The organism is Chitinibacter sp. FCG-7 (genome assembly GCF_040047665.1).
In the GTDB taxonomy this organism is placed as follows: domain Bacteria; phylum Pseudomonadota; class Gammaproteobacteria; order Burkholderiales; family Chitinibacteraceae; genus Chitinibacter; species Chitinibacter mangrovi.
This window is the reverse complement of sequence record NZ_CP157355.1, coordinates 1,147,510-1,166,279: the sequence shown is the minus strand read 5'-3', so window position 1 is coordinate 1,166,279 and position 18,770 is coordinate 1,147,510. Positions and strand designations below refer to the sequence as shown.

The following is an 18,770-nucleotide window of genomic DNA, read 5'->3' as shown; positions in this document are numbered from 1 at the left end:
TGCAAGCCTTCACCGTGCTGGTGCGGCTGGCGTGTAAGAATCTGCCTTGATGCTACTGTAATCGGGCTTTCTTCGCGATGTAATAATGGATTGTGCGCCCTACTTGCGCGATCAGCGGAATGATGTGCCAACTCTCAGAAGGGTATTGCTCTGGAGTACGCTTACTATTTGCTCTGCGGGGCTATACCCATTGCCGTATGGGTATGTTCAGATTTGGTGTTGATCATGCGTAGGGTGGGTTAGGCCGCCACGATCTTGCCTAAAACTACAAAGGTATTTCGGCCGTAACCCACCATCACGCTACTCTTATTAATACCGCGTCCCGGTGGGTACGCGGCATAAAACCGCCTAACCCACTACGACATACCGCTTTCATCGTCAAATCACACTATCCGGCCATATCAACACAGAATCTGAACATGCCATGCCGTATCTCGGCCGGATTAAACCTTGAGCAGCGCTTCGCGTCCCGGCAACCAGCGATCCAGATGCGGCTGTGCCAGCTGTGGATTGTGCGCCAGAATCTGCTCGGCCGTTTCGCGAGCCACTTCCAGCAAATCCGCATCGGCTTCCAGATCGGCAAAGCGCAGCATCGGCACGCCCGATTGCTTGACGCCAGCCAGCTCGCCGGGCCCGCGGATTTGCAAATCTTGCCGCGCAATTTCAAAGCCATCGGTGTGCTCGTAAATCACCTTGAGCCGCGCCTTGGCTGTGTCGCCGAGCGGGCCGGTGTAGAGCAAAATGCACAAGCTCGCGTGCGCGCCACGACCGACGCGGCCGCGCAGCTGGTGTAATTGCGACAAGCCCATCCGTTCGGCGTGCTCGATCACCATCAGGCTGGCGTTGGGCACATCGACACCGACTTCGATTACCGTGGTTGCGACCAAAACCTGAATTTCATTGCGTGAAAACGCCGCCATCGTTGCGGCTTTTTCATCGGCTTTCATTCGGCCATGCAACAGGCCGACGCAAATTTTTCCAAATTGTCCTCCTTCGAGTTCTTCGCTCAATTGTGCGTGCGTATCAACCGCAGTTTGTAATTGCAGCGTTTCTGATTCTTCAATCAGCGGGCACACCCAATACACCTGCCGACCTTCAAGCACTTTGGCGGCGATGCGCTCGATAATCTCGTCGCGGCGCGCATCCGAAATCAGTTTGGTGACAATCGGCGTGCGACCCGGCGGCAATTCGTCGATGACGCTTACGTCCAGATCAGCGTAAAAACTCATCGCCAGCGTGCGCGGAATCGGCGTTGCCGACATCATCAATTGGTGCGGGCTACCGCCTTTTTCGCGCAGCGCCAAACGCTGCGCCACACCAAAGCGATGCTGCTCGTCAACAATCGCCAGCCCCAGATTTTTCAGCTCGACGCTGGCCTGAAAAATCGCATGCGTGCCGACCAGCAACTGGCCGCTACCATCGGCGGCCGCAGCGAGTGCTTCGCGCTTTTCGCGGGTTTTCAGGCTACCCGCCAGCCAGATGACTTTGACGCCAAGCGGCGCGAGCCATTGGCTGAGTTTTTGATAATGCTGCTCGGCCAGAATTTCGGTCGGCGCGAGCATTGCGACTTGAAAACCTGCCTCGATTGCATGACAGGCTGCGACGGCGGCGACGATCGTTTTACCCGCGCCAACGTCGCCCTGTAGCAAGCGCTGCATCGGGTGCGGCTGCGCCAAGTCGCGATTAATTTCAAGTAATACTCGTTTTTGGGCATTCGTCAGGCCAAAAGGCAGGCTGCCGATCAGTTGTGCTGCCAAGCGGCCAGCGGGTGCAATTTTGGGCGCGGTGCGTTCACGCCGCACTGCGCGGGCGAGCCGCAGCGACAATTGTTGAGCGAGTAATTCATCAAACTTCAAACGCTGCCACGCCGGATGCGTGCGTGCGGTAAGCAGGATTTGCGGAATATCAGGCGTTGGCGTGTGCAGCAGTTTCACGCTGCTGGCAAAGTCCGGCAGGCTGATTTCGTCGAGCAGGGCTTGCGGCAGCGTATCGGGCAGCGGCTCGGCTTTTAAGGCTTTGGCAATGAGCGTGGCGAGCTGGTTTTGCGACAAACCGGCCGTCGTCGGGTAAATGGGGCTGAGTGCTTCTTGCAAACTCACTTCACCGCCAACACGGATTTTCGGGTGCACCATTTCAGGGCCGAAATAGCCACGGCGGATTTCGCCGTACAGCCGCACGCGTTTACCGACCGCGAGCTGCTGCGCCTGACTCGGGTAGAAGTTAAGCAGCCGCACCATCACCGAACCGCTGGCGTCCTTGACGCGCGCAACCAGCTGTTTGCGTGGCTTATAGTTTACTTCGCACGATAAAACTTCGCCCTCAATCAGTACGCCCGCACCCAATGGCGCATCGGCAATGGCGTACAAATGCGTTTCGTCTTCGTAACGCATCGGCAGATGCAGCACCAGATCAAACGGCCGGCTAATACCGACTTTGGCGAGCTTGGCCTGCAAAGGGGCGGGGAGTTTGGCGAAGTCCATATTGATTAAGGCAAAAGTTCTCCAGCTACCTTGCTTTCGTCTTGTCGTACGGCCTGTACTGCGCTGCGACTCAGCACCTTGCTGGAGAATTTTTGCACTATGAGTTTATTGAACAAACGTTCTGTGATGTTGCTACTCTAGCGGCAATTGCCCAATGAAGCAATTGGGTTCACTTTGCCCAAGATGATCAGGGTTGATTGACCTCATTCTGGCTGAGCGTCGATAGCACAACAGCCGCCCGGGTTTTATTGGTAAAAAGCAGAGCCCGCCGGATAATGATTAAAGATTCACGCAAGTTTTGCGTTGGAAATTTTGCTAAAAGGAAAAGCTATGCCGTTTTGTCCATCGTGTGGTGCTGAAGTCAATGCAAAAGCAGTGGTATGTGTGAAGTGTGGCGTGCCGGTGAACGGCTCGACTGGCTTTGCGGTAAATCCTGAAAATGTATCGGACAAAGAATGGATTGTGGCGATGTTGCTCAGTTTCTTTGTCGGCGTTCTGGGGGTCGATCGCTTCTACTTGGGTTATACCGGCCTGGGTATTGCTAAATTGCTGACGCTGGGCGGCTGTGGTATCTGGTCGCTGATCGACTTTATCCTGATCTGCATGGGAAAAGTGACCGATGTCGATGGCCGACCTCTTAAAAAATAAGCCGTTTTTTTACTTATGCGTCCCGGCGCTGGCCGCGGGATTGATCGGCATTTTTCCCGCCCAGTTTCTGGCCATCGCTCCGCCATGCCTGTTCAGTGCTGTCCTTCATTGGGATCATTGCTGGGGGTGTGGCATGACGCGCGCTGGCCTAGCTATTTTGGCTGGAGATTGGTCGGCAGCCTGGCGCTTTAATCCGTTGAGCTGGATTGTTTTTCCTCTGCTGGCGGTGCTGTATGTGCAGGCGTGGCACAACTGGTACCGCACATTCAGCCAGCCAAGCGCTGCGGCGCGCCCGCTTTCATCATCGAGCTTAGATTTTAACGCTTGATTTTGGCCAGAAAACGATCGAGCGATTTGCCAAAAGCCTGCCGATCAGCCTGGCTAAACGGCGCAGGGCCGCCCGCTTGCAGGCCGGTGCTGCGCAGCTCTTCCATAAAATCCCGCATATTCAGCCGCTCGCGGATATTCTCGGCGGAGTAAAACTCGCCGCGCGGATTGAGCGCCGCAACGCCTTTTTCCACCGTGCGCGCCGCCAGCGGAATATCGGCAGTAATCACCAAGTCGCCCGGCTGCGCCTGCTCGACAATCCAGTGATCGGCTTCGTCAAAGCCGTGCGACACCTGCACCGCGCGGATGACTTTGGACGGCGGCACGCGCAGCAACTGATTGGCCACCAGCACCGTTGGCAAAGACAAACGCTCGGCAGCGCGGAACAGGATTTCCTTGATCACCACCGGGCAAGCATCGGCGTCGACCCAGATGTGCGGGCTACGGGTATTGCCCTGTAAGTCAATATTGGATTGCTCTACAGACATATACCCTTATTTCCTTTCTGCCAGTTTCTTGCGGATCAGCGGCAACGCGGCCAGTGCGGCTTTTTCGCCTTCGACGATGGCGACGTTTTTCTGATCGAAATCGGCGGCGCCGATTTTGCCGACTTTGGGCGTGATCACAATATCGGCGCGCGCCAGCTCTTGCTCGCCCAGTTTCTGCCCCATGATCACAATTGCCTGATTCATCATGCCCAGCGTGCTGGTCGATGATTTACCGCTGGCTTTGGCTGAGATGTCGACGGCGATGACGAAATTGGCGCCGAGTTCGCGTGCCGCATCGACCGGCACCGGGCTGACGACGCCGCCATCGACGTATTTATGCTTGCCGATTACCGTCGGCATGAAAATGCCCGGAATGCTGCTTGAGGCGCGCACGGCCTGGCCGACGTTGCCGCGGCTGAACACGATGCGATTGCCGTTGTCCAGATCGGTGGCGACGGCGGCGAAGGGCTTGGCCAGCTTGTCGAAGGTTTTATTGCCGATTTGCGCGTTGACATAGTCTTGCAGCTTCTGGCCTTTGACGAGGCCGCCACCGAGCAGATTCACATCACGAATCTGGCCTTCGTCGAGCGCGACGGCGCGTTCTTGTAGCGCAAAAGCGTCCATGCCGCTGGCGTACAGGCTGCCGACGACGCTGCCCGCGCTGGTGCCGGTGACGACATCGACCTTGATGCCGTTGGCTTCGAGCATTTTGATCACGCCAATATGCGCAAAACCTTTGGCCGCGCCGCCGCCGAGCGCCAGGCCGATGCGTGCTGGTGCTGGCGTTTTCACGGGCGCAGTCGGTACGCTGGGATTGGTGTTGCAGGCGGTGAGAATAACGGCGCAAAGTGCTAGTGCTGCGCGGTGTGAAGCGGTGATTTTCATATGGATGCTACCCGTTCAAATGAGGTCGAGTGATTCAACAAAAGCGGTTTTTCCATCGCAACGCCATTTCACATCATAGCGGTATAGCCGGATACCATATAGCCGGTATACGTCGCTGGCGTACGCTGGGCGTGGGTCTTGAGCCAATACCTCGGTGATCAGCTCAAGCAGGTGGGCTTCAGGCGCGGCGGCAATCTGCTGTGTCGCCAGCTCGGAAAACGCCACCGCCAGTTGCTCCGGTGCGCCGCTGACAAAGCCGCCTTGAGCCTCGGGCAGACTTTCGACGAAGGGAATATACGGTTTGATGTCGATAATCGGCGTGCCGTCGACCAGATCGACACCGCCAAAACGCAGCGTGACGCCGTCCGTGGTATCGACGTCAAGCAGCTCAACCAGCGACAAGCCGAGCGAATTGGGGCGAAACGGGCTGCGGCTGGCAAACACGCCGACTTTGGCATTGCCGCCCAGGCGCGGCGGGCGCACGGTGGGTGACCACTGACCGGCGACTTCGTGGAATATAAATTGGAGCCAGACGTGCGAAAAGTCGCTCAAGCCGCGTATGCACTCGGTGCGATTGTATGGCGGCAATAGCTTGAGCGTGCCGATGGCGTGTGGCGCAAGGCGCGGCTGGCGCGGAATGCCGAATTTATCGGCAAATGGCGTAGCGAGATAGCCTAGCGGCTCGATTTGATAAGTAGTGGCTTTCACGCTGTGCATTGTGCCCAATCTGCCCCGATTGATACAGAGCCGACTGGCGCACAAGCGCAGTAATTATGTTACAGACTGTGCCACCAGATTGCGCCAATCACCAGCGGCGATACCCAGGCACACACGACGCGGAAAGCGGGCAGAATGCGCGCCGAGCCTTCCAAGTGCAGATCCTGGTGCATTCGCGGCCAGATAGCCCAGCCGACAAACAGCGCCGACAATAAACCACCTGCTGGCAACATGATGTTGCTGCTGGCGTAATCCATCAGGTCAAAAGCATTTTTGCCAAAGAACAGCACATCTTTCATCGCGCCAAACGACAGCGCCGCCGGAATACTAAACACCCAGACGCTGCCACTGGCAAGCCAGGTGGCGGGTTTGCGCTCGAAATGAAATTCGTCCATCAAAAATGCCACCAGCGGCTCCAGAATCGATACCGATGAAGTGAGCGCGGCAAAAATCAGTAGCAGGAAAAACGCAATCGCAAATAGCTGGCCAAACGGCATTTGCGCGAAAATCGCCGGCATGGTGATAAAAGTCAGGCCGGGGCCAGCGCTGGGGTCAACGTTAAAAGCAAACACCGCGGGCAGCACCAGCAGCCCGGCCAACAGGCAGGCGAGCGTGCCCAGTAGCGTAATCCAGACCGAGGTTTTGGCCAGATTGGTATCTGGGGCGACATAGGAGCCGTAGGCAATCAGCAAGCCCATGCCAACCGAGAGCGAAAACAGCGCCAGACCCATCGCGTCCAGAATCATCGGGGCGTTGACTTGCGAAAAATCGGGTGTCAGAAAATAGTCCACGCCCGCCATTGCGCCCGGCAACGTCAGCGAGCGGCCGATCAGCAGAATCAGCAAGCCAAACAGCAGCGGCATCAACACCTTGCTGCAGCGCTCAATCCCTTGTTGTACGCCGCCCAGCACCACCAGCATGGTTACGCCCAGAAACAGCGTGGTATAGAGAATGGCCAGACTAGGGTTGGCGATAAACTGGCTGAAAATATTCCCCAGCTCGGTCACATTGCTGGTAATCGCCGCACCCGTAATCGACTGGTATAAATAGGCAAAAGTCCAGCCGCCAACCACCGAATAAAACGACAGAATCACAAACGAGCACAGCACCGATAGCCGCCCAGCCCACGGCCACAGGCCGCCTTTCAGATTGCGATACGCGGTGGTAGCCGATTTTTGCGCCGCGCGGCCAATGGCCATTTCAGCCAGCAGCATGCCGATGCCGACGGTAAAAACGCAGGCCAGATACACCACCAGAAAAGCGCCGCCGCCGTTTTTGCCGGCCATATACGGAAATTTCCAGATGGCACCCAGCCCGACAGCCGAGCCAGCGGTAGCCAAGATAAAGCCCAGTTTCGAGCCCCAGTTTGCGCGTGACATATTGATTTACCTGAATGAATAAAACGCTTTCTGTACCGTTGCTGGCGATGCCGCGTGGGGTACAGCAAAGCGTTGCAGTATGCCTTTGCCCGCTGGTTTGCTCTATTGTGGCAAGCCCGCATAGTCGTTAGCACCAGGGCAAACACAGCTTCGCAGACCTAGCGCGGCGTGCTGCCTGCAATTGTCCGCCGTAGCAAACATTGCGTTTTCAGGCGCTGCCCTTAAATCGTCATCGCGCATCAGTTACAATGCGCTTTTGCTGCATTTTTCAGATTTCGTTTGGAGCCATCATGCCCGTAAATATCGCCCCGCTGGACCCTGCTGCTCTGTTGCCCGTTGCCGGCGTTGAAATTGGAATTGCCTCGGCAGGCATCAAGAAAGTGGGTCGCAAAGACACCACCTTGTTCCGTATTGCACCGGGTGCGCGGGTCGCTGGCGTATTTACGCTGAATCGTTTTTGCGCGGCGCCGGTGCGGCTTTGTCAGGGGTATTTGTCTGTAGGTCACGAAATCCGTGCCTTGGTGATCAATACTGGCAATGCCAATGCCGGTACTGGCGTCGATGGCATGCAGCGCGCGCAAGCGATTTGCGCCGCAACAGCGGCCGAGTTGGGTATTGAAGCCCATCAGGTGCTGCCATTTTCAACTGGCGTGATTTTAGAGCCGCTACCGGCTGACAAGATTATCGCCGCGCTGCCTGCGGCGAAAGCCGACTTTTCGGCCAGCAATTGGGCTGCAGCGGCCAGCAGCATTATGACCACCGACATCGTGCCTAAAGCGAGCAGCACACAAGTGAGCATCGGCGGCAAAACCGTGACGATTACCGGCATCGCCAAAGGCTCGGGCATGATTCACCCGAATATGGCGACGATGCTGGGCTATGTGGCGACCGACGCGGCGATTAGCCAGCCTTTGCTGCAGCAAATGCTCAAATACGCCGCCGATCACTCGTTCAATAGCATTACCGTCGATGGCGACACCAGCACCAACGACAGCTTTATCCTGATCGCGACAGGCCAAGCCGGTAATGACGAAATCGTCGACGCCAACAGCGCTGACTTTGCCGCGCTGCAAGCGGCGGTGTTGCAAGTGTCGCAGTTCCTTGCGCAAGCGATTGTGCGCGATGGCGAAGGCGCGACCAAATTCATCACGATTAATGTGGAAGGCGGCGCGAGCTATGACGAATGTAAAGCCGTTGGCTACGCAATTGGCCGCTCGCCACTGGTGAAAACCGCGTTTTTCGCGTCGGATCCAAACTTGGGTCGCATCTTGGCAGCGATTGGTTACGCGGGGATTAACGATCTGGATGTGGATAACATCGAGGTGCGTCTGGATGACGTGCTGGTGGCGATCAACGGCGGGCGCAACCCGGAATACCGCGAAGAGCAGGGCCAGGCGGTGATGAACAAAGCCGAGATCGCGATCAATATCAAGCTTAATCGTGGCGAACATCAGGCGACGGTATGGAGCTGCGATTTCTCGTATGACTATGTGAAAATCAACGCCGAATACCGCAGCTAATCAGGTTTTTTGTATTGTGCTTGGGCCAAATGGTTTTTAAATTGGTCGAAAAGTGAAACAGGGCGACATTACTTCTTGTGGGTATGTCGCCCTGATTTATATCCAGATTGGCTTTTAAGCATATACCCTTCGCTAAAAGCAATGGTGTATTGGCTTGCCCAAGGTCACTGACTATAGTGAACATCACCCGACACCGAGTGACTGTGCATGAGTCTGCCCGCCATCACCGCGCCCTTGCAAACGGCGCTCGATAAAATCATCAAATTATGCAATGCCGACCGCTACGAAGCGTTTGGCTACTGTGAAGCCGCCTTTGCCATGGCGCGCGCCGCGCACGACGATGCCGCGTTTATTGCCATTGCCATCCAGTATGGCCTGGTGATCGATCAGCATGGCTACCCCGACTCCAGCATCAATATTCTGTATGAAGCATTGCAGCTGGCGCAAAGCTATCACTGGTTTCAGGATGAAGCGCGTCTGCTCAATGTCATTGGCCGCGCAGTCTATACGCGTGCCGAATACCGCCGCGCCATGCAGGCGTGGGCGCATTGTCTGGAGGTTGCCACGCTGGCCGAAGACCAGGTGTGCTGGGTGTGGGCCAAAGTAGGGATTGCGCAGATTTACGACGCGCTGGAAGACAATGCCACCGCGGCCATCCTGTTGCGTCAGGCCGAGGAAAAAGCCCGGCTGATTGATGATAAAACGCTATTGATGAATATCCTGCTTAATCTTGGCGTGAACCTGCTGCGGATCGGCCAGAATCAGGAGGCGCTCACGGTCTATCAGGAGTCTTTGCAACTGGCCGAGCAGCTTGATCACGCCGATGATATTGGCGAGATTTATTTCCGGATTGCCGAGGCGTATCTGGAGCAGGGTGAGCTGGCGCACAGCAAGGCCAATCTGGCGCAAGCGCTGAGCATTTGCCAGCAGGCGCATCATATGTGGGCGCTGGCCAATATTTATGGCGTTCGCGCCCGCATTGCCGAGCATGAAGGCCATCTGCAAGCCGCACTGGATGAAGTGCAAACCGGGATCGATTTTGCCAGCGCATCAGGTTCGGCGCATATCCAGATGCGGCTATTGATATTGCAGGCTGAGCTGGCTGAGTCGGTCAATGACGCCTCACTGGCTTTGCGTGCCTTTAGGCTGGCCAATCAGTTGCGCGAGAAAATCAGCCCGCACGATCACCAGCAACAATTGGCCGAGCTGGAAGATCTGGCCGGTTTACGCCCCAGCTCGGGGCGCATTTTGCTTGAGCTGGCCAATAATGGCCGCCTTGAGCATTGTGATCTGGACGAGCTGGCTCTGCTGCTGTGCCAGACCAGTACGCAAATTATCAAGGGTGTCGGCGCGAGCTATTGGGAATACATGACCGATTTTCAGTCGTTCCGGCAGGTTTACCCGCACAAAACCGAATCATTGCAGCAATTTGGTGCCGGATTGCTCAAAAGCCTGCGGCTGGGCGAGGTGACCGTAGCGCACAATGCCCAGCATCACCAGCACACTTGGGATATGTACGAGCAACTATTTCAGCCCGGCAAAGTGGGTGCAGTCGTGATTAGTCCGCTGCGCTTGAATGAAAGCCTGTATGGCGTGCTGATGGTTGAGCAAAGCGGCGGCACCAAAAACTGGAGCGCCGATGAGGTGCAATATATCAATCAGCTCACCATTATTGGCACGCGCGCGCTGGCCAATATCGAGCGGCAGATTTTCCAGGCCGATATTGCCCGGCTGAACGCCAAACTGCAGCAAAACAATACCGAGCTGGAGGCCAGAGTGGTCGAGCGCACGATCGAGCTGCAAAAAGCCATGGCGCATTTGATCGAGTCGGAAAAACTCGCCTCGCTGGGTAATCTGGTGGCCGGTTTTGCCCACGAGCTTAATACGCCGCTGGGCAATACGTTGACGGCAGCGAGCACGCTGCTCGATAAAAATCACGAAATACTCGACAAAATCAGCGACGGGCAAATGAAAAAAACCCTGCTGCTGCAGTATCTGGACGATACCAGCATGATTGCCGAGCTGGTCGAGCGTAATGCGCGCAGGGCGAGTAATCTGATTTCCAATTTAAAGCAGGTGGCCGTTGATACCGCGTCCAACAAGCGTCGCCGCTTTGATCTGCAGCAGATCATCGCCGAAACGATTGCGGCAAACGCGATGAATCTGAACAAAACTGCAGTGCAGATTGTGAACCGAGTACCGGCAGGGCTGGTGCTGCACAGTTATCCGGGCTCTCTGGAGCAGGTGATCGGCAATTTTATTAATAACTCGCTGATTCACGGCTTTGCCGCGCATGCTGCTGGGGAAATTGTGATCTCGGCGCGGATGGTTAATGAGATGCAAGTCGAGTTGAACTATCAGGACAATGGCTGCGGCATTCCCGATGCGATGAAAAAGCGCGTATTTGATCCTTTTTTTACCACCCGCTTTGGCCAGGGCGGCAGCGGTCTGGGCCTGTATCTGGTGTATTCGCTGGTGAATGGCACGCTGGGCGGCTCGCTTGAGCTGCGCGATGCGCCAGCAGGCGGGGCCTTGTTTATCTTGGTGCTGCCCGTTGAGGCGCCTGTTGAGCAGCAAGAGCCGATCAATCTGTTGCGCCATTAAAGCTGGGGTACTGGTGCCAGTAACAGATAGCTGATGGCCGCAAATAAAAACGGGGCTTTCGCCCCGTTGCTATTTAATCATTCAATCCTGGCTGGCCGTAGCTACCGAAATGGTTCAGCGATTTCCAGAGCGAGATTTCTCGCGTCATCGTGATCCAGTTTGCTAGGTGCTTTAAAGGCCCGGAACAAGTTCATCAACGCATCGTTGACCGTACTCGCTAAGCCTTCCATGAAGTTAAATCGCATGGCGAACTCCTTGAAGGTTTCACTATCTACGTCGCTGATTTTGCTGACAGGTGCGGCTGCTAAATCAGCCGCTCGTTGCAGGAGTGTCGTCTCCTGCCTCGCCGACACATTGGTGCCAGCCTGTTTGCACAACCGTACGTGTTGCCCTAACCCCATGTTAGAGCAACGATTTACTCTAGCACTGGGTCTTGCGAATCGGCAAATGATTTCATCGGCGCGGTGGAAATGGCTAGGCTGTGAATATTGATCGAGCTGCTGCTCTTGCTGTCCTGCGGGGGATTTTTCTGCGGCGATCAGGTAAAATTGGCCAATTCCCAAGTAAAAACAAGACACTTCCATGTGGAAACCCAATACCACCGTTGCCGCAGTAATCGAGCGTGACGGGCGCTTTCTGATCGTTGAAGAACGCATTCAAGGTCAACTTAAACTCAATCAACCCGCAGGCCACGTCGACGCCAATGAATCGATCATCGCTGCCTGCCGCCGTGAAACGCTGGAAGAAACTGCGTATCACTTTGAACCCCGCGCCTTGGTCGGGATTTATCAGTGGACCGTGCCGGGCACCGATCTGACTTATCTGCGCTATGCGTTCACTGGCGAGCTGGGCGAGCATGATGCTGCGCGCCAATTGGGTCTGGCCGATGAAGGCATTGAAGCGGCAGTCTGGTTGAGCCGCGATGAACTCGTCGCCCGCGCCGAGCAACACCGCAGCCCGCTGCTGCTGGCTTGTATTGATGATTATTTGGCGGGTCGGCGCTATCCGCTAGAGATCATCCGTGACTTTGATGGAAATGCATTATGAGCAAGATTGTAGTAGGTCTTTCTGGCGGCGTTGATTCATCCGTTACCGCGCATTTACTCAAAGCGCAGGGCTATGAAGTACACGGCGTTTTTATGCAGAACTGGGAAGACGACAATAACGACGAATATTGCTCGATCAAAGAAGACTCGATGGACGCGATCGCTGTTGCCGATTTACTCGGTATCGACATTGAGCTGGTCAATTTTGCGACCGAGTACAAAGATCGCGTTTTCAGCCATTTTCTGACCGAATACTCGGCTGGCCGCACGCCAAATCCCGACATCCTGTGCAATAGCGAAATCAAGTTCAAATCGTTTTTGGAATACGCGATCAAGCTCGGTGGCGTCAAACTCGCCACCGGGCATTACGCCAAAACGCGATTAAGAGAGGACGGGCGCACCGAAATGCTGCGCGCTGCGGATCAAAGCAAAGATCAGACTTATTTCCTGTATCGCTTGTGCCAAGAGCAAATCTCGCACGCGGTTTTCCCGCTCGGTGATTTACTGAAATCCGAAGTGCGCGTGATCGCCGAGCAGATTGATCTGCCGAACGCGAAGAAAAAAGATTCGACCGGGATTTGTTTTATCGGCGAGCGCCCATTCCGCGAGTTTCTCAATCGCTATTTGCCGAAAAAACCGGGTGCGATGGTGACGCCCGAAGGCAAGGTAATGGGCGAGCATCAGGGGCTGATGTACTACACGCTCGGCCAGCGTCAGGGCCTCGGCATCGGTGGCACCAAAGGCAGTGTTGAGCCATGGTTTGTTGCGGGCAAGGATATGGAAAAGAACGAGCTGATCGTCGTGCAAGGGCACGACCATCCCTTGCTGCTCAATCCGGTGCTGGTCGCCAAAGATTGCTCATGGATTCTGGGCGAAACACCGGCGGAAGGGCGCTACACTGCCAAAACCCGCTACCGCCAGCAAGACAGCGCGTGCACGCTCACTCACATCGACGGCGGCGTGCAACTGGTGTTCGACGAGCCGCAATGGGCGGTGACGCCGGGGCAATCGATGGTCTTGTATAAAGACGAAGTCTGCCTGGGCGGCGGGATTATTCAGTAAGACAGCAGGGGTATAGCTCTGTAGTGCTTTTGGATATTGCGCTGCAGGGCTATACCCATAGTGGATTATGCGCTAAGCAAGCTGGCGTCGATTTTGATAACGACTTTCTTGATCGTGCACGATTGCGTCACGCTGCGACAGGGTTTGTGCAGCTCGCCTGGGAAGAAAATGGCAAACATGCCAGCGCTTAAATGCAGGCGCGATTCACCTTCGATCGGGTGAACAAAAGCAATATCGCGCTCGGCCAGCTGATCTTTCATTAGATTGGGCGTGTGCGGTGCGATGTGGTAGCCCATGATTTCCTCACCTTCCAGCACATATTGAATATCCAGATAGCGCTGGTGAAACTCGGGCAATCCGGTTTCCCAAGGCTGGGTTTGCGGGGTTTGCACAATCGCGATCATCTGCTCGCCATCCAGCGGATAGCGGCCGGGCTCCATCTGGCTAAAGTCGGTGCTGCGCAAATAGTCCAGCGCGGTTTCAATTATGCGCGGTAAGGGCGCTTGCGGGTGGTGCAGATGGCTAAGGTACATGGTGAGCTTGGGCTTGGTGACGAAGGACAAATTGTTTGAATTCTGCGGCCGGAATGGCGGGTGACCAGTAGTAGCCCTGGCCTTGGGCGCAGCCGAGCTCGATCAGCCGGTTCAGCGTGGACTGATCTTCAATCCCCTCGGCGATCAATTGCAGCTCCAGGCTGTTGGCCACCTGAATAATCGCGCTGACGATGGCTTCATCGTGCGCGTCCTCGGTCAGGCGGCGGATAAACGATTGGTCGATTTTCAGGCGTTCCACCTCAAAATGTTTCAGATAGCTCAGATTGGAATAACCCGTACCAAAGTCGTCGATCGAGAAGCTAAGCCCCAGGCTGCGCAGGTTCTGCAGAATGATTTTCAGGTGATCGGAGTCTTCCAGCAGCAGCGATTCGGTTAGCTCCAGCTCGACCAGCTCGGGTGGCAACTGAGTCAGTTTGAGCGCGGTAGACACCAGTTTTTCCACATCGCCACGGCGGAACTGGATGGGTGAGATATTAATCCCGACCACGATGGACCCCAGGCCTTCGTCGTACCATTCCTTGGCTTGTCGGCAGGCTTCAAACACAATCCATTCGCCCATTTCCACGATCAGGCCCGAGTTTTCTGCTACCGGAATGAACTTGCCCGGTGGCACGAGACCCAACTCGGGGTGGCGCCAGCGCACCAGCGCCTCAGCGCCGATAATCCGGCCGCTTTTAAGGTCAAACTGCGGTTGGTAGTGCAAGGTAAACTCGGAGCGCCCCAGTGCGACGCGCATTTTGGACGCCAGCTGCAGCTGCTCGGTGGCTTTGGTATTCATACCTTCGTCGTAAAAGCGATAGCCATTACGCCCGGCCGCTTTGGCCTTGTACATCGCCATATCGGCGCGTTGCATCAATTGGTCGTAGTCGGTGACATGCTGATCGGAAATGGCAATGCCAATCGAGCACGTGGCCGTAATGCTCAGGTGACGCAGCGTCAGCGGTTGTGACAGGCTTTGAATGATCTTCTCGGCAATTTCTGCGGCGATGCGATCATCGCTGATCTGGTCGAGCATAATCAGAAACTCGTCGCCCCCCTGGCGCGACACTGTGTCCGAGGCGCGTACACAGGAGCGCAGGCGTTCGGCCATGATAACCAGCAATTGATCGCCTTCAGCGTGCCCCAGTGAATCATTGATGGTTTTGAAATTGTCCAGATCGATAAACAGCAGTGCGGTATGACTCTGCTGACGCTGGTTCAGCGCCAGTGCATGGGTACAGCGGTCCCGCGCCAACACACGGTTGGGCAGCCCTGTTAGGGTGTCATGCGTGGCGAGAAACTCGACTTCTTTTTGTGATTTGGAAACGCGTTCATTCTCGGAGTGCAAAGCGGCCAGCGTGCGGCGAAAGTCCTTCATGATCAGGCCAACGCTGATGGCCACCGTGCTCATGATCAGGCTGAGATCAATCCAGAAACTCAAATCCACCGGCATCACTTTGGAAACATGCCAGCCCTGGGTTTCGGCAAAAATCAGCGCGCTCAGGTGCGACATGATTAGCACAAATTGCAATACAAATAGCCACGGTGCGCACAGCAGACCAGTAAAGACCAGTATGGCCGGATAGACCAGCATGGCTGGCCCATACAGACCGGAGCTGGTCCAGTGTATGCTGGCGATCATCCCGGTCAGGCAGAGCGAAAAAAGTATCGAAGCCGATTCGTAATGCGAGCGCCTGACGAGCAGCAGCGACAGGGAGATGACCACAAAGGCGATCCCAAGCAGGCTGGCGTCGCGCCAGTTGCCAAAAAAAGCATTCTGCGTCGCGCTGATCAGGATGGCCAACATGGCGATGCTGATAAAGTGCGCCAATCGATGCTGGCGAATACGCTGAATGCTTGAGTCACTGTTAAAAAACGAGCGCAGCATGAGCAGGGTGAAGTCCTGTAAGGCGTAAGGTTTGAAGGGTAATCAAATATAGTATGAGACGGGGAGGGCGAGAAGCAGATTCGACGCAAAAGGCCGAAAGTGTCTCGGGAGGAAGCACAGCGACCCGAAGGTCGCTGTGGGATGGGGCAGATTACTTCAGTTTGGCCAGCTGCGCATTGAGCTTGGCGAGTTTATCGTCCAGCTCGGCCAGTTGCGCACGATCTTTCTCGACCAGATGCGCTGGCGCTTTGTCGGTGTAGCCTGGTTTTTCGAGTTTAGCGACGAGTTTCTCGCGTGCATCAGAAGTTTTGCCGATTTCCTTGGTGACACGAGCGGTTTCGGCCGCTTTATCGACTTCAACGACCAGCATCATGCGCGTGGTGCCCAAGGCCGAAGCAGCCACGGCCACAGGCGCATCGCCGGCTGGCAGCGCCGCGACGATATTCACTTCCGACAATTTGGCCAAAGGCTTCAGATATGGCGCGAATTCGGCCATCTCGGCTGAGCCTTCTAGGAACATCGGCACTTTTACCGCAGGCGACAGACCCATTTCGCCGCGCAGATTACGCGCTGCGAAGGCCAAGGCTTTCAGTGTTTCGACTTTGGTGTTCGCTTCCGCGTTCACTTTGCTCAAATCAGCTACAGGCCATTTCGCGGTCATCAGCGAATCGCTGTCTTTCTTGCCGGCGAGTGGGGCAACGGTTTGCCACAGCTCTTCGGTAATGAAAGGCATGATTGGATGCGCGAGGCGCAGAATCGTTTCGAGTACGCGAATCAGCGTGCGGCGTGCTGCGCGTTGCTGGGTATCTGTTCCAAACTGAGTAGATACCTTGGCTAGCTCGATATACCAGTCGCAGTATTCGTTCCAGACAAATTCGTAAATCGCTTGCGCGGCCAAGTCGAAACGGAAAGTGTCGAGTGCTTGCGTGATCGTTGCTTCGGCTTCTTGCAGACGGCCGATGATCCACAAATCTGGGAAGCTGTACTCGAGCTCAGCGCCTTCTTCGAGGCCGCAATCTTTGCCTTCGACGTTCATCATCACAAAACGCGTTGCGTTCCAGATTTTGTTGCAGAAGTTGCGATAGCCATCGCAACGTTTCTGGTCGAAATTGATCGAGCGGCCCAGCGATGCCAGCGACGCAAACGTGAAGCGCAAGGCATCGACACCGTAAGCTGGAATTCCTTCCGGGAATTCCTTGGCGGTTTTGGCCGCGACTTTCGGCGCGTTTTCCGGGCGACGCAGACCGGTGGTGCGTTTTTCCAGCAAAGGCTCAAGTGCGATACCGTCGATCAAATCGACTGGGTCGAGCACGTTACCTTCGGATTTCGACATCTTATTGCCTTCGGCATCGCGCACCAGACCGTGGATGTAGACGTGTTTAAACGGCACTTTGCCGGTGAAATGCTTGGTCATCATAATCATCCGGGCAACCCAGAAGAAAATAATGTCGTAGCCGGTGACGAGAACCGATGAAGGCAGGAAGGCTTGCAGATCCGGTGTTTCGTTCGGCCAACCGTGGCTAGAGAATGGCACTAGCGCTGATGAGAACCACGTATCCAAAACGTCGTTATCACGTGTCACAGCCTTACCGCCAGCTTTGGCTACCGCTTCCGCTTCGGTACGCGCCACATACACTTGGCCGTCTTCGTCGTACCAAGCCGGAATCTGATGGCCCCACCACAATTGGCGTGAAATACACCAGTCTTGGATGTTATTGAGCCATGCGTTGTAGGTATTGACCCAGTCGCCCGGCACAAATTGCACTTCGCCGCTATGGACGGCTTCAAGTGCTTTATCAGTAATGCTCTGGCCGTTTGCGTCGGCCTTGCTCATTGCCATAAACCACTGATCGGTCAGCAAAGGCTCGATCACGGTACCGGTACGATCGCCACGTGGCACCATCAATTTGTGCGGTTTGGTGTCGAGCAACAGACCTTGCGCTTCCAAGTCTGCCAACATCGCTTTGCGCGCCTGGGCGGTCGTCAAACCCGCGTACGCAGCTGGCAACTCAACGCTGCCGAGGCTCGCGCCGTCAAAGCTGAATACTTGCGCTTTGGCGAGGATGGTCGCTTGCAAGCTCATTACATTGATCAGCTGCGTGTTGTGGCGTTTACCCACTTGGTAGTCGTTAAAATCATGCGCTGGGGTGATTTTGACGAAACCAGTACCGAAGGCTTTATCAACGTATTCGTCAGCGATGATGGGAATCTGGCGGCCAGTCAAAGGCAACTCGACCATCTTGCCGAGCAAGTGCGTAAAGCGCTCGTCGTCTGGCGCAATCGCCACGGCCACGTCGCCAAGCAGCGTTTCTGGACGCGTCGTGGCGACGGTGATGAATTCATCGCTACCGACAACTGGGTATTTGATGTGCCACATATGGCCGTTTTCTTCTTCGGAAATCACTTCCAGATCAGAAATCGCGGTACCGAGTTTGGCATCCCAGTTCGATAGGCGTTTGCCACGGTAAATCAGGCCTTCTTCAAACAGGCGAACAAAGGCTTCGATCACGGCGGTCGACATTTTGTCGTCCATCGTGAAGTATTCACGGCTCCAATCGACCGACGAGCCCATGCGGCGCATCTGGCCGGTGATCGTGTCGCCCGATTCTTTTTTCCAGTCCCAAACTTTTTCGAGGAAGGCGCTGCGACCCAAGTCGTGACGCGAAACGCCTTGCGCGTCGAGTTTGCGCTCTACGACGATTTGCGTCGCGATACCGGCGTGGTCAGTGCCCGGCAACCACAACGTGTTGTCGCCGCGCATACGGTGGTAGCGCGTTAGGCCATCCATGATGGTCTGATTGAACGCGTGTCCCATGTGCAAAGTGCCAGTGACGTTCGGCGGTGGCAACTGGATACAAAAGGCCTCACGGGCGAGGTCCATACTTGGCTGGAAATAACCCTGGCTTTCCCAGAACGGGTACCAGCGGGATTCAATATTCTGTGGCTCGAAGCTCTTGGCGAGTTCCATGGCGGCGTGCTCGAATTAAACGCGAAACCGCAGATTATACGTGAAGTGAGCGAGTGAGGAGTAAGGTGTGAGGTGTGAGGTGTATTTTCTAAATGGAGTTGGGAGGTATATTGATACAGCTTTTATAGAATAAGTCTTGCAGGGCAATACCCTGTGGTTTTTACAATCTGAACGCCTCACGCCTCACGCCTCACGCCTCACGCCTCACGCCTCACGCCTCACGCC

15 protein-coding genes are annotated in these 18,770 nt (G+C 55.6%); 6 read left to right on the top strand and 9 right to left on the bottom strand.

Annotation, left to right across the window (positions count from 1 at the left end):
* Positions 1–443: 443 nt before the first annotated feature.
* A complete protein-coding gene (gene recG, locus ABHF33_RS05345) occupies positions 444–2,480 on the bottom strand; it encodes an ATP-dependent DNA helicase RecG (RefSeq protein WP_348945981.1) in 2,037 nt (678 codons plus the stop codon).
* Positions 2,481–2,810: 330 nt separating this feature from the next.
* On the opposite strand from recG, the gene ABHF33_RS05340 reads away from it, so the two are divergent.
* Both ABHF33_RS05340 and ABHF33_RS05335 read left to right on the top strand, forming a co-directional pair.
* Entirely contained in the window at positions 2,811–3,128 is a 318-nt protein-coding gene (locus ABHF33_RS05340) for a TM2 domain-containing protein (RefSeq protein ID WP_348945980.1), read from the top strand.
* Positions 3,100–3,456 carry a DUF2752 domain-containing protein gene (locus ABHF33_RS05335; RefSeq protein WP_348945979.1) on the top strand — a complete coding sequence of 119 codons (357 nt, stop codon included), beginning with the start codon at positions 3,100–3,102 and terminating at the stop codon, positions 3,454–3,456. Before ABHF33_RS05340 ends, ABHF33_RS05335 begins: the two co-directional genes overlap by 29 nt.
* Here the strand turns inward: ABHF33_RS05335 and ABHF33_RS05330 are convergent.
* The 4 genes from ABHF33_RS05330 to ABHF33_RS05315 all read right to left on the bottom strand — a co-directional run bounded on the left by ABHF33_RS05330 (position 3,446) and on the right by ABHF33_RS05315 (position 6,924).
* A complete protein-coding gene (locus tag ABHF33_RS05330) occupies positions 3,446–3,943 on the bottom strand; it encodes a YaiI/YqxD family protein (protein WP_348945978.1) in 498 nt (165 codons plus the stop codon). The two genes, ABHF33_RS05335 and ABHF33_RS05330, sit on opposite strands and share 11 nt — an antisense overlap.
* 6 nt (positions 3,944–3,949) lie before the next feature.
* Positions 3,950–4,828 (bottom strand): patatin-like phospholipase family protein, encoded by an 879-nt coding sequence (locus tag ABHF33_RS05325; RefSeq protein WP_348945977.1) that lies wholly within the window; start codon positions 4,826–4,828, stop codon positions 3,950–3,952.
* 15 nt (positions 4,829–4,843) lie between these two features.
* Positions 4,844–5,536 carry a tRNA (N6-threonylcarbamoyladenosine(37)-N6)-methyltransferase TrmO gene (gene tsaA, locus ABHF33_RS05320; protein ID WP_348945976.1) on the bottom strand — a complete coding sequence of 231 codons (693 nt, stop codon included), beginning with the start codon at positions 5,534–5,536 and terminating at the stop codon, positions 4,844–4,846.
* A gap of 68 nt (positions 5,537–5,604) precedes the next feature.
* Complete coding sequence (locus ABHF33_RS05315) at positions 5,605–6,924, bottom strand: sodium-dependent transporter (protein ID WP_348945975.1); 1,320 nt, start codon at positions 6,922–6,924, stop codon at positions 5,605–5,607.
* Positions 6,925–7,214: 290 nt separating this feature from the next.
* Between ABHF33_RS05315 and argJ the strand changes: the two genes are divergently transcribed.
* On the top strand, positions 7,215–8,444 hold the full coding sequence (argJ, locus tag ABHF33_RS05310; protein ID WP_348945974.1) for a bifunctional glutamate N-acetyltransferase/amino-acid acetyltransferase ArgJ: 1,230 nt from the start codon (positions 7,215–7,217) through the stop codon (positions 8,442–8,444).
* A gap of 207 nt (positions 8,445–8,651) precedes the next feature.
* Positions 8,652–11,048 (top strand): ATP-binding protein, encoded by a 2,397-nt coding sequence (locus ABHF33_RS05305; RefSeq protein ID WP_348945973.1) that lies wholly within the window; start codon positions 8,652–8,654, stop codon positions 11,046–11,048.
* A 101-nt stretch (positions 11,049–11,149) separates the two neighbouring features.
* Here the strand turns inward: ABHF33_RS05305 and ABHF33_RS05300 are convergent, their stop codons facing one another.
* Positions 11,150–11,632 (bottom strand): hypothetical protein, encoded by a 483-nt coding sequence (locus ABHF33_RS05300; protein WP_348945972.1) that lies wholly within the window; start codon positions 11,630–11,632, stop codon positions 11,150–11,152.
* Here ABHF33_RS05300 and ABHF33_RS05295 point away from each other — a divergent pair.
* Positions 11,631–12,095 carry an NUDIX hydrolase gene (locus ABHF33_RS05295; RefSeq protein ID WP_348945971.1) on the top strand — a complete coding sequence of 155 codons (465 nt, stop codon included), beginning with the start codon at positions 11,631–11,633 and terminating at the stop codon, positions 12,093–12,095. The two genes, ABHF33_RS05300 and ABHF33_RS05295, sit on opposite strands and share 2 nt — an antisense overlap.
* Positions 12,092–13,156: a tRNA 2-thiouridine(34) synthase MnmA gene (gene mnmA, locus ABHF33_RS05290; RefSeq protein ID WP_348945970.1), complete on the top strand. Its 1,065-nt coding sequence runs from the start codon at positions 12,092–12,094 to the stop codon at positions 13,154–13,156. Before ABHF33_RS05295 ends, mnmA begins: the two co-directional genes overlap by 4 nt.
* Before the next feature lie 65 nt (positions 13,157–13,221).
* Here the strand turns inward: mnmA and ABHF33_RS05285 are convergent, their stop codons facing one another.
* The 3 genes from ABHF33_RS05285 to ABHF33_RS05275 form a co-directional block, all read right to left on the bottom strand.
* Positions 13,222–13,719: a YhcH/YjgK/YiaL family protein gene (locus tag ABHF33_RS05285; protein WP_348945969.1), complete on the bottom strand. Its 498-nt coding sequence runs from the start codon at positions 13,717–13,719 to the stop codon at positions 13,222–13,224.
* Complete coding sequence (locus ABHF33_RS05280) at positions 13,679–15,577, bottom strand: putative bifunctional diguanylate cyclase/phosphodiesterase (protein WP_348945968.1); 1,899 nt, start codon at positions 15,575–15,577, stop codon at positions 13,679–13,681. Before ABHF33_RS05280 ends, ABHF33_RS05285 begins: the two co-directional genes overlap by 41 nt.
* Positions 15,578–15,728: 151 nt before the next feature.
* A complete protein-coding gene (locus tag ABHF33_RS05275; protein ID WP_348945967.1) occupies positions 15,729–18,545 on the bottom strand; it encodes a valine--tRNA ligase in 2,817 nt (938 codons plus the stop codon).
* Positions 18,546–18,770: the final 225 nt, after the last annotated feature.

What these genes read in the sequence shown, in the direction of transcription:
- recG (WP_348945981.1), bottom strand. Translation starts at nt 2,480, where the DNA reads ATGGACTTCGCCAAACTCCCCGCCCCTTTGCAGGCCAAGCTCGCCAAA.
- ABHF33_RS05340 (WP_348945980.1), top strand. Translation starts at nt 2,811, where the DNA reads ATGCCGTTTTGTCCATCGTGTGGTGCTGAAGTCAATGCAAAAGCAGTG.
- ABHF33_RS05335 (WP_348945979.1), top strand. Translation starts at nt 3,100, where the DNA reads ATGTCGATGGCCGACCTCTTAAAAAATAAGCCGTTTTTTTACTTATGC.
- ABHF33_RS05330 (WP_348945978.1), bottom strand. Translation starts at nt 3,943, where the DNA reads ATGTCTGTAGAGCAATCCAATATTGACTTACAGGGCAATACCCGTAGC.
- ABHF33_RS05325 (WP_348945977.1), bottom strand. Translation starts at nt 4,828, where the DNA reads ATGAAAATCACCGCTTCACACCGCGCAGCACTAGCACTTTGCGCCGTT.
- ABHF33_RS05315 (WP_348945975.1), bottom strand. Translation starts at nt 6,924, where the DNA reads ATGTCACGCGCAAACTGGGGCTCGAAACTGGGCTTTATCTTGGCTACC.
- argJ (WP_348945974.1), top strand. Translation starts at nt 7,215, where the DNA reads ATGCCCGTAAATATCGCCCCGCTGGACCCTGCTGCTCTGTTGCCCGTT.
- ABHF33_RS05305 (WP_348945973.1), top strand. Translation starts at nt 8,652, where the DNA reads ATGAGTCTGCCCGCCATCACCGCGCCCTTGCAAACGGCGCTCGATAAA.
- ABHF33_RS05295 (WP_348945971.1), top strand. Translation starts at nt 11,631, where the DNA reads ATGTGGAAACCCAATACCACCGTTGCCGCAGTAATCGAGCGTGACGGG.
- ABHF33_RS05300 (WP_348945972.1), bottom strand. Translation starts at nt 11,632, where the DNA reads ATGGAAGTGTCTTGTTTTTACTTGGGAATTGGCCAATTTTACCTGATC.
- mnmA (WP_348945970.1), top strand. Translation starts at nt 12,092, where the DNA reads ATGAGCAAGATTGTAGTAGGTCTTTCTGGCGGCGTTGATTCATCCGTT.
- ABHF33_RS05280 (WP_348945968.1), bottom strand. Translation starts at nt 15,577, where the DNA reads ATGCTGCGCTCGTTTTTTAACAGTGACTCAAGCATTCAGCGTATTCGC.
- ABHF33_RS05275 (WP_348945967.1), bottom strand. Translation starts at nt 18,545, where the DNA reads ATGGAACTCGCCAAGAGCTTCGAGCCACAGAATATTGAATCCCGCTGG.